Here is a 10812-nt window from a genome sequence, read left to right on the forward strand (position 1 = left end):
TACGTACGGTTCGGAGGCGAGTGCTTGGAAACCAATCATAGTAATATGATATGGCGCTGGGTGCTTAGCCTACAGAACCGCGACCTTTTCCCTGTGGTAACGATCATCATTATGGAAGCATTCATCAATAAGATGCGTCGGTTGAAAGGTATCCGAAAACAACTGATTGTGGAAGAAGCATGGAAAGCCCTTTCGTCTCCCAATATGGCTGAATATCTGAAGTATTTGTATAAAACCGTTCGTAAGTTTTTTGGTGAAGCAATCGTTGTTACTCAGGAAGTGGATGATATTATCTCATCACCCATTGTCAAGGAAGCTATCATCAATAACTCTGATTGCAAGATACTGCTTGATCAGCGTAAGTATATGAATAAGTTCGATTCGATACAGGCTTTATTAGGCTTGACTGAAAAAGAAAAAGCCCAGATACTTTCCATTAACATGTCCAATAATCCAAGCCGTATCTACAAAGAAGTCTGGATCGGATTGGGCGGTATGCAATCGGCTGTATATGCTACAGAAGTCAGTCCATCCGAGTATTACACCTATACCACCGAAGAGACAGAGAAACTGCAGGTGCAAAAACTCTCGGAAAAGTTAGGAGGGGATATTGAGCAGGCTATCAAGCTAATCACTTCGGATAAGCCTCTTTCGTAAACAGGCTTACCAACAATTTTAAATTAATCTCAAACGTAAAAAAAATTATATGAAAAAGTTCTTTTTTCTGACAGCCATTGCTGTCTCTTTATTTAGTCTTAACAGTTGCAGTAACGATGACGATCCGGTAAATCTGGGTAATCATGATGCCGTCTTAAAGATTCAGGCAGGTATCACGGCAATAGATGTTGTCGGTACAAAGGCATCAGTTGTATCCGCATTTCCTGAAGGAACAAACATCGGTTTGTTTGTTACATCGGGTAGTTTGGGGGATAACAATAATTCGTATAAAGAAAATGACAATGCCTTATCTGTTTTTAGAAACGGAATCTGGAATCAGACACCTGAGATCAGGCTTACAGGGGATAACGCTACGGTCTATGCCTATTATCCTTACGGCAGTAACAATACCGATGGCAGATCCATTTTTGTGGATCACGCTACGCAACAGGATTATATGTATGGAACGCATACTCCGGGACAGGCTGCTATCAACAAAGATAATCCGGCAGTAAGCCTGACCATGAAGCATGCAATGGCTTTGGTACAGTTTAATATCAGTAAATCCAATTATCCCTGGCAAGGTAAACTTACCCGTATTGAGATAGCCAATGCAGATAAGAAGACTATTCTTTTCAATGAAGGATTAATGGATATTTCAACAGGAACGATAAAGAATATTGAAGGAAAGAACAGACCGGTATCTATTCAAGCATATTCAGATATCTATCCGCTGTTGACTATTCCTGAAAAACCATCTCAATCGGAAGCCGATTTCTTAAAAGTCTTTGTACTGCCTATAAAATCGACCGGAGGCGAAGGAGATGTTGTTTTTAACTTTACTATTGACGGACGTATCTATACATGGAAAGTTCCTGCTAACACTGCTTGGAAAAGTGGAACTAAAAACACCTATGCAGTAACAATAAATGGTTCGAGCTTGAAAATCGGGAATGTAAATATCTCGGATTGGACAGGAGGTATTTCGGCTAATCTTACTATTACGGACTAATCTCACACAGGGAGTAAGAACACTGACTCTTCTGTTCTTACTCTGTTACTTCTCTCTTATTTATACAATTTACATCATTAAAAATCATTGAAATATGAAAACAAAATTCTTTATGTTGTGCGTGAGCCTTGTGCTTTTCACTTCAAATATATCAGCCCAATGGACAGTTTGGGACCCGAGTAACTTCACTCAGAGTATTGTCAATACCAGCAAACAGATCGTACAGACATCTTCGACTGCCAGTAATATGGTCAAAAATTTTCAGGAAGTTCAAAAGGTTTATAATCAGGGTAAACAATACTACGATGCACTCAAAGCTGTAAATGGCTTGGTCAAAGATGCCAAGAAGGTACAAAGAACCATTCTGATGGTAGGCGAAATATCCGATATCTATGTACACAGTTTTCAAAAGATGCTGTCTGATCCAAATTACTCTATCGAAGAACTCAATGCCATAGCCAACGGATATACACGTCTGTTGGAACAAAGCAACGATGTACTGAGCGAACTAAAAGGGGTTGTGAATATCAGTACACTATCTCTTTCGGATAAAGACCGAATCGATGTGGTTAACTCCTGCTATGATGCGATGCTTGATTTTCGTAATCTGGTTCGATATTATACAAATAAGAATATCGGTGTTTCGTACCTACGTGCTAAGAAGAAAGGTGAAACAGCCCGTGTCAATGCTTTGTATGGTAATCCTTCGGATCGTTATTGGTAAAATCCTAAATAAGAAAAAATATGGATTTCGATCAATTTCATCAAACCCTGCGGACGCTTTACGATCAGATGATGCCCTTATGCGGTAATATGATCGGTATAGCCAAAGGAATAGCAGGACTGGGGGCCTTATTTTATGTGGCATATCGTGTATGGCAATCCCTTTCTCGGGCTGAACCCATAGATGTCTATCCGTTGCTTCGTCCGTTTGCCATTGGCCTTTGTATTATGTTCTTTCCGTCTGTCGTACTTGGAACTATTAACAGCATTATGAGTCCTGTCGTACAGGGAACGAACGGGATGCTGCAATCCGAAACGCTGGATATGCAGAAATATGCAGAGATGAAAGACAAACTGGAATACGAGGCTATGAAGCGTAATCCGGAAACAGCCTACCTAGTAGATAATGAAATCTTTGAAGAGAAGCTGGATCAATTGGGTATTACCGATGTCGGGGAAATAGCAGGTATGTACATTGAGCGTGGCTTGTACAATGCGAAGAAGTGGATACGGGAAGCTTTTCGCGAGATTCTGGAAATAGTCTTTAAATCTGCTACTCTGATTATCGATGTGATACGTACCTTCTTTCTGATTGTCCTTTCGATTCTTGGTCCACTGGCTTTTGCGATATCTGTCTGGGATGGCTTTCAATCGACACTCACACAGTGGATCACACGATACATATCGGTTTACCTGTGGCTGCCTGTTTCCGATCTGTTTAGTACAATACTGGCAAGGCTTCAATCCCTGATGCTCCAATCGGATATTGAACGGATGCAGACCGATCCGAATTTCTCTCTGGATAGTTCTGATGCCATTTATATCGTATTTCTCATCATTGGTATTGTCGGCTATTTCACCATATCGACTGTTGCCGGATGGATTATATCCGCAGGTGGCATGGGCAATTTCGGTAAGAATGTAAACAATACAGCAACCAAAGCAGGGGCAATGGTTGGCGGTGCTGGAGGAGCTGCTGCCGGAAATATCGTAGGACGATTAAAAGGGCGATAGATGTCTAATCTCAATTATCAAATCAAAAAACAATGGAATTTAAATCATTAAAAAATATCGAATCGAGTTTTAAGCAACTCCGCATCTTTGGCATTGTGTTTCTCTGTTTGTGTACTGCTGTTGCAGGCTACTCCGTTTGGAGTGCCTACAATTTTGCAGAAGCACAACGCCAGAAGATCTATGTGCTGGATAACGGAAAGTCTCTGATGCTCGCTCTTTCGCAGGACTTATCACAGAACCGTCCTGTAGAAGCCCGGGAACATGTCAGACGTTTTCACGAACTGTTCTTTACGCTGTCTCCCGATAAATCTGCCATTGAAAGTAATATACAACGGGCATTACTCTTGTCGGATAAATCCGCTTTCAATTACTACAAAGACCTATCGGAGAAAGGATATTACAATCGGATTATCTCTGGGAATATTAATCAGACTATACAAGTCGATAGTATCTCCTGTAATCTGGATGTCTATCCTTATCAGGTTATTACTTATGCCCGTCAGATGATTATCAGGGAAAGTAATATCACGGAGCGCAGTCTTATAACAACCTGTAAACTCTTAAACTCTGTCCGTTCCGACAATAATCCACATGGATTTAGTATCGAAGCTTTCGAAATACGGGAGAATAAGGATTTAAGGGTATTGGATCGATAAGACGCTGATCCATGAAAGAGAGAATTAAAGAACTTGGCTATTGGCTGGAAGATAAGCTCAAAGACCTGTGTGGGGAGATTACTCCTGACAAGAGACTAACTGTAATTGTCATTATGCTTTTATTCTTTACAATCCTGAACCTGTATTTCACATTTACAGCTATCAGTAATTGGGGACGGGAACAGGAACGCAGGGATCAGTTAAAGATAGAGCATATCAAACAGTTGGAACTGGAAAAGACCAAACCGACAGATTCAGTATTTGATTCGGATATTCTAGACTCAGATATTGATGTTTCGGATAGTACTAATAACAAAACAGATCAATCATATGGCAGATAAACCAAAACTAAGTGAAGAGCAAAAACAAAAGCTGAAGAAATATGCGATTTTCGCATTGATGGCGATTGTTTGTGCAGGATGTATCTGGCTGATTGTCTCCCCATCGGAGAAAGAAAAAGCCAAAGAGCAGATAGGTACGGGTTTCAATGCCGATATACCCGATCCCAAAGGAGACGGTATCATTGGAGATAAGAAAGATGCCTACGAACAGGAGCAGATGAAGGAACGGCAGAAAGAGCGGATGCAATCCTTACAGGGTTACGCCGATATGCTGGAAAGTTCCAAAAGTGAACGGGTGACTATTAATCTGGATGATGAGCCTCAGCAAGCTGTGAAGAAAGAAAAGGCACCGATTAATAATTCGGTATCAGCTTACAGGGATATCAACCGTACATTGGGTAATTTCTATGAGAAGCCCAATGACGATTCAGAGAAGGAAGAGATGAAAAAGAAACTGGAGGAACTGGAAGCCAAGATGCAGGATAAGGACAATAAACAGTCGGCAGTCGATGAACAACTATTACTGATGGAAAAATCCTACGAGATGGCAGCCAAGTATATGCCACAGAATCAGCCTGAGTTTCCAATAACAAATTCCAATTCTTTGAAAAACAAGATTGAGAATTATGGGAAAGATGGCTCTTCTAAAAATGGAAAGACTACAATCAGCCCAGTTCGTCAGATACAAAAGAATACGGTTTCATCACTGGCCCAGAATATCAGTAACGAAGAATTGTATCAGATGTATGATCAGCCACGAAATACAGGTTTCAATACAATGGATGGAGAGATTGGAGTAAATAGTAAAAATACCATCTCTGCAGTTATCCACGATGACCAGACGATAATTGATGGACAAACTACCCGTTTGCGATTGACCGAACCATTAGTGGCAGGAACTACTCTTATTCCCGAAAACACGATTCTGACAGGTATTGCCAAGATTCAGGGAGAACGGTTGGATATACTGATATCATCTATTGAGTATGAAGGTACAATCATTCCTGTAGAAATGGTCACCTACGACACAGACGGACAGAAAGGTATTCATATACCGGGATCATTGGAGATGAATGCAGCCAAAGAGATTGTCGCCAATATGGGAAACAGTGTAGGAACAAGCTTTACGATGACTCAGAGTACTGGAGCACAACTGGCATCCGATCTCAGTAAGGGAGCTATACAGGGTGTATCGGCATATATGCAGAAAAAGATACGGCAGGTAAAGGTTACTCTTAAATCGGGCTATCGCATTATGCTGATGCCTAAATCATGAAGGGTTTCCAACTGAATAAAAACAAGTATTTATTAATCAAAGAAATAAACAATGAAGAAATATATTATTGCACTCGCATTGGTACTGACAACGATTGTAGCTCATGCACAGAATGAAACAACGTCAAAAGATATGCAGGAAGATCTGCAACAGGTATTAAAACCTACTTATGGGGATTATTATGAAGGGCTGAGCAAGAAGATCACCTTTGATCGAATGATTCCTCCATATGGTTTAGAAGTGACTTTTGAGAAGACCGTGCATGTTATCTTCCCTGCTGCGATTCGGTATGTGGACTTGGGATCAAATAATATTATTGCAGGAAAAGCGGGAAGCTCGGAGAATGTATTACGGATAAAGTCAGCTGTTCGCAGTTTTGAAACTGAGACAAATATGGCTGTAATAACCGAAGAAGGAAGTTATTACACTTTCAATATTAAATATGCCGATGAGCCAGAGAAGCTAAACATTGAAATGAAAGACTTTATGCACGATGGTATAGCCACGAATCGCCCGAATAACTCGATGGAGATTTACCTGAAAGAACTCGGAAGTGAATCACCCCGTATCGTTTACCTGATTAATCGTTCCATCTATCAGAATGACAAACGAATTGTAAAACATATCGGCTCGAAGCGATTCGGTATCCAATATCTACTCAAAGGTATTTACAGTCACAATGGCCTTCTGTATCTGCATACACAGATCAAGAACTCTACGAATGTACCTTTTGATATTGATTTTATCCGATTCAAGATAATCGATAAGAAGATGGTGAAACAAACGGCTGTTCAGGAAACGGTTATCCATCCACTACGGGTATATAATTTTATCTCTCAGGTTGGAGCTAATCAGACAGAAAGGACAGTTTTCACCATTGATAAGATAACGATTCCTAATGATAAGCAGTTGGTTATTGAACTCTTTGAAAAGAACGGTGGACGCAATCAAACCTTTGTCATAGAGAACAATGACCTGATACGGGCAGAACAGATTAATGAGCTAAAGATTAAATAAAATCAGGGTTACAGACTCTTTTATTACACACGAATACAATAACAAAATGTATAAATATAAAATAGCTTTAGTATTCATATTGAGCCTTGTCCTTATTGGACAGGCTCATGCCCAACGTTACTTACCCGGACAAAAAGGTATTCAGGTAACAGGTGGTTTTGTGGATGGATTTAATCTGGAAAAGAAAGACGGACAGGCTTTCTTTGGTGGCATTGCTTTATCTACTTATACCAAGAATGGCAACCGATGGACTTTTGGTGGAGAATACTTGCAAAAGTCTTATGAGTATAAGGATAAACAGATACCCATATCTCAGATAACAGTGGAAGGTGGTTATTATCTGAAATTCTTATCTGATCCAAGTAAAACAGTATTCTTGTCTGTAGGTTTTTCCGCTGTTGCAGGTTATGAAACGATTAATTGGGGGAAGGAATTACTGTTCGATGGAGCAACCATCACAACAGATAATAATTTCTTATACGGTGGTGCAGTCAGCTTTGAGATAGAAACTTATCTGACGGATCGACTTGTACTACTGTTTAATGCCCGCGAACGGGTATTACTCGGTTCGGACATCAATAAATTCCATACACAAATCGGTATGGGAATTAAGATCATGATCAATTAGATAAAACGTTCAAAACCATCAGCACATTTGGTAGGGAGGAATTCGATAATATCATAGGTGGCAACCTTATTGATATAGAACGGATCGGCTTTCATAATTTCTAAAGCAAGCTCTTTTGTTGCTGCTCTGCAAAGGATAACACCTCTGTTACGGGGTTCTTGTCGTCCTGAAGCAATGAAATAGCCTTCTTTATAATTTATATCCAGATAAGTGCGGTGCATACCCAGGTATTTCTCAACCTCGCTAAGTGGTTTCTGATAGGTTAGAACGAAAATAAACATAACATTCAAATTTGATGTAAAATTAAAAAATAGAAATCGATATGAGAAGAATAGCATCATATATAATTTACACGATACTGATCGCATGTATCGCATGTGCCTGTAGCGACGATATTGATATTCGCCAAAGTTATGAATTCAAGGTTACTCACCTGCCTGTGCCGAAAAAGCTGAGAATTGGGGAGACTGCTGAGATTCGCTGTCAGTTGGAACGATCAGGTAGATATGATAATGCTAAGTATTATCTGCGGTATTTTCAACCGGATGGCAAAGGAGAGCTAAGAATGGATGACGGAACGGTATTTCTACCGAATGACACTTATGAGCTGACTAAGGAAACGTTTCGGCTGTATTATACTTCTGAATCGGAGGATCAGCAGGTAGTTGATATTTACTTTGAGGATAATTATCAAAATACTTATCAGCTTTCTTTTTCGTTTAATAACGATAATTCGGAGGAGGAAATAGAATGATGACAATGATGGTAATTTCGTATGTGTACACTTGGATAAGTATTATTTATTCATAGGGAAGACTTCTACTGATATTAAAAGATGAACGAGAGTGGATAAATTAAAAGAGAATACGGATTAGTAAGTGTTAAAAAGATCAAGAAGAATATACTTCTTTCTTGGTCTTTTTTGTATTTTTGAAATAGAAAGAAAGAGTTTTAAACAAAAGAATTCAATGATAAATTTAGAGGATTTTATAAAAAAGGGACAAATGATAGATAATATTGCTAATTCTTTAAGCCTAAGCTCCCAACTACCTAGAATACTCAATACAGAAGGTCTAATAAATAACTTGACAGGAGCTAGTGTAATCTCAGAATTTATAAAAAGCATGGAACAACCTTTATATTCTTATACTGGTATATCATCAACATTTGAAATAATAAAGTCAATGAATAGGCAATCAAGATTACTTATGCCTAGTACAGCACTTGAGGCTATTATGTCAATTAATCGTCAACATAAAAAAATCTTTGAAAACTTTAATTATATATCAAAAGCAATTCATCTTCAACCTCATGGGATATCTCAGTTTAAAAATCTCTATTCTGCATTAAGTCATATTTCAAGTAATATTGCAACAATAGCTATTCAACAAAACAACTGGATGGTACTTGATGATTACGAATCCATAACAGAGCAAACCTTGGATTTCACTGAAGCTCTACACAATGAATCTGCAGAACACAATGAAAGGCTGTTTCAAACTTTATTAGCCTCAGTACTATCTTTTTATAACAAATATAAATCGGCAGGTATATCTGCTATGCTGATTATTGATATTCTTTTACGCTGCACAGACATACACCAATACCTTGATTTTATAGAAGATAAGCCAGTGGCAGCAACTCAATTAAGTATAGATCAACTATCTCATAAACAAGATTCGACTATCCATTTTATTCGAATACTAAATAAACATCTGAAAGATGTAAAAGAGTATAGGATTACGAATCGAAGCTGTAAAGTTATGATTAAACCCAAACTTAAATCCATAACAATAACAAACTTACCAGAAGCTTTTGAAGTTATCGTTATTCAAGTTCATCATAAGTGGGTCTATGTTAGTTATTTTGACCCTATAGATGATTTGCCTCAAACAGGTTGGATTTTGAAAAAATATTTAAATAAACCAGAATAAACTTGCGAAAATGAATTATCCCAGTAGAGATATTAATCATATAAAAGAAAGCACATCGTTAAAAATCTTATTCGAACATCTCCCCAATGAATGGATTATAAGAGAAATGACAGAGCGGGATTATGGAATAGATCTATATATTGAGATCGTAACAGATAATAGGATCACCGGTGATCTTTTAGCTATACAGATAAAGGGAAAAAATAAAGTCAAGTTTGATAAATCTAGAAAATGTATATACTCTGGGATCAAAAAAACTACAATTAATTATTGGCTAGGTTTGCCAGTTCCTGTTTTTTTTGTAGTTGTGGATTTAGATGCTAAAATTCCTTATTTTGTGAGTGTTAGAGAGCAGAATAGAAAAGGCCGTTTTATCAAAGATAGTAAAACTGTATCTTTGATATTAAGTCAAGATTTTAAAATAATTAATTCAGAGGCTAACCTTTTTAAATTAATGTATCTTAGAGAAAAACGATGGCCTGATGTCGAGACTGCTATGGAGAAAGCTTTAATGTCATTTACATCCTTTGGACCATTTATATTGATGTGTAGAAGAAAACCCGAAAATGAAACATGTTCTGCCACTATGCAATATCTATTATTAGAACATTATAATAACTTCTATTTAATAGGGAGATACCTCAATATTTGTAAACCTAAAACAATTGATGAATGGTATAGAAAACATCTTGAATTACTGGATGCAAATAATTTAGAATCAAATTCGCTTCTTCGTTTCAAATATAAGTACATTAATGAAATAATAGACTATTTTGCTTACGACTATAGAGAGGCTATAAGAGTTGCAAATTTATTAGTTATAAAAACTCAAAAGGAATATTACAAACAAAGATTTAAATCTCTCTATCTTCATCTTAAAGAAAGACCATTAGCTTTTATTTACACAGACTGGGATGCAAGATATTACTATGATGAATACGAAAATGAAACACAAAATATCGAAGAACTATTCTTTGAAGATTTTGAGGAATATGATAACTGTAATCTTGTAGATGGTCTGAATACATAATACCAGAAAAATAAGTGTTTAGATATAAAAATATCTAAAATTGGTTTTTGCTTCTTTTACTTGCTTAGGCTCATGAAAAAGAAGCGGGCAGAGATTTAATCTGCCCAAATGTTATTTTTCGTTTTAGTTTTAATTATAAACTGTTTAGGATCTCGAATACTATTAAATTCACCCAAAAGTCTAAATCCTATATATAATCGATACATACTTCGTCTATTTTAGTTTAATGAAATTTATGCAGCCAGTCTTTCTTCGATAAGTGGAATATTCTGCTCTACAAGATTTACTATTCGGCTGTGGTACTTGGTATTCTTATTACAAACACCCCTTGATTGAATAACCTTTAGCTGAGAAATTGACACTTCAATTGTTTCAATCCGTTTTCCATCTATACAAGCCGATAAGATCAGCGAATCTTCTTTTGAGTGATAACTACCGACACAATGGTGCTTATGAATAGTGATGCATAAGCATCATTATGCTCAGTATATGGTTATGCGTAGCATTTGTGATAACACGCTGCT

At 37.5% G+C, this 10812-nt stretch carries 13 protein-coding genes and 1 pseudogene; 12 read left to right on the top strand and 2 right to left on the bottom strand.

All coding sequences use genetic code 11. The features are described 5' to 3' along the window. The 9 genes from BGO84_RS07560 to BGO84_RS07600 all read left to right on the top strand — a co-directional run. Nucleotides 1–657: TraG family conjugative transposon ATPase (locus BGO84_RS07560; RefSeq protein WP_291028667.1), on the top strand; the 657-nt coding region annotated here is incomplete at its 5' end. A 49-nt stretch (nt 658–706) separates the two neighbouring features. Then, complete coding sequence (locus BGO84_RS07565) at nt 707–1669, top strand: fimbrillin family protein (RefSeq protein WP_291028668.1); 963 nt, start codon at nt 707–709, stop codon at nt 1667–1669. Nucleotides 1670–1763: 94 nt separating this feature from the next. Continuing rightward, the gene (locus BGO84_RS07570; RefSeq protein ID WP_291028669.1) at nt 1764–2393 is read left to right on the top strand and encodes a DUF4141 domain-containing protein; all 630 of its coding nucleotides are present in this window, start codon (nt 1764–1766) and stop codon (nt 2391–2393) included. 20 nt (nt 2394–2413) lie between these two features. Next, complete coding sequence (traJ, locus tag BGO84_RS07575) at nt 2414–3406, top strand: conjugative transposon protein TraJ (RefSeq protein ID WP_291028670.1); 993 nt, start codon at nt 2414–2416, stop codon at nt 3404–3406. Nucleotides 3407–3438: 32 nt separating this feature from the next. Continuing rightward, the gene (gene traK / locus BGO84_RS07580) at nt 3439–4062 is read left to right on the top strand and encodes a conjugative transposon protein TraK (protein ID WP_291028671.1); all 624 of its coding nucleotides are present in this window, start codon (nt 3439–3441) and stop codon (nt 4060–4062) included. A gap of 11 nt (nt 4063–4073) precedes the next feature. Continuing rightward, complete coding sequence (locus tag BGO84_RS07585) at nt 4074–4403, top strand: TraL conjugative transposon family protein (protein WP_291028672.1); 330 nt, start codon at nt 4074–4076, stop codon at nt 4401–4403. Continuing rightward, nucleotides 4393–5679, top strand: a complete 1287-nt coding sequence (gene traM / locus BGO84_RS07590; protein ID WP_291028673.1) for a conjugative transposon protein TraM — start codon at nt 4393–4395, stop codon at nt 5677–5679. The genes BGO84_RS07585 and traM overlap by 11 nt, the downstream gene beginning before the upstream one ends. Nucleotides 5680–5730: 51 nt before the next feature. Next, nucleotides 5731–6696 carry a conjugative transposon protein TraN gene (traN, locus tag BGO84_RS07595; RefSeq protein ID WP_291028674.1) on the top strand — a complete coding sequence of 322 codons (966 nt, stop codon included), beginning with the start codon at nt 5731–5733 and terminating at the stop codon, nt 6694–6696. Nucleotides 6697–6742: 46 nt separating this feature from the next. Next, entirely contained in the window at nt 6743–7324 is a 582-nt protein-coding gene (locus BGO84_RS07600; protein ID WP_291028675.1) for a conjugal transfer protein TraO, read from the top strand. On the opposite strand, the gene BGO84_RS07605 is transcribed toward BGO84_RS07600, so the two are convergent. After that, a complete protein-coding gene (locus BGO84_RS07605) occupies nt 7321–7605 on the bottom strand; it encodes a YciI family protein (RefSeq protein ID WP_291028676.1) in 285 nt (94 codons plus the stop codon). The genes BGO84_RS07600 and BGO84_RS07605 overlap by 4 nt on opposite strands. 41 nt (nt 7606–7646) lie before the next feature. On the opposite strand from BGO84_RS07605, the gene BGO84_RS07610 reads away from it, so the two are divergent. From BGO84_RS07610 to BGO84_RS07620, 3 genes are all read left to right on the top strand, one after another. Continuing rightward, a complete protein-coding gene (locus tag BGO84_RS07610; protein ID WP_291028677.1) occupies nt 7647–8078 on the top strand; it encodes a DUF3872 domain-containing protein in 432 nt (143 codons plus the stop codon). 214 nt (nt 8079–8292) lie between these two features. Then, complete coding sequence (locus BGO84_RS07615) at nt 8293–9258, top strand: hypothetical protein (RefSeq protein WP_291028678.1); 966 nt, start codon at nt 8293–8295, stop codon at nt 9256–9258. Nucleotides 9259–9268: 10 nt separating this feature from the next. Beyond that, nucleotides 9269–10288 carry a DUF4365 domain-containing protein gene (locus tag BGO84_RS07620; RefSeq protein WP_291028679.1) on the top strand — a complete coding sequence of 340 codons (1020 nt, stop codon included), beginning with the start codon at nt 9269–9271 and terminating at the stop codon, nt 10286–10288. Nucleotides 10289–10521: 233 nt separating this feature from the next. Here BGO84_RS07620 and BGO84_RS07625 read toward each other — a convergent pair. Beyond that, nucleotides 10522–10737, bottom strand: a pseudogene (locus BGO84_RS07625) (PcfJ domain-containing protein); the annotation flags it as partial. Nucleotides 10738–10812: the final 75 nt, after the last annotated feature.

Source organism: Dysgonomonas sp. 37-18 (assembly GCF_001899125.1).
GTDB lineage: Bacteria > Bacteroidota > Bacteroidia > Bacteroidales > Dysgonomonadaceae > Dysgonomonas.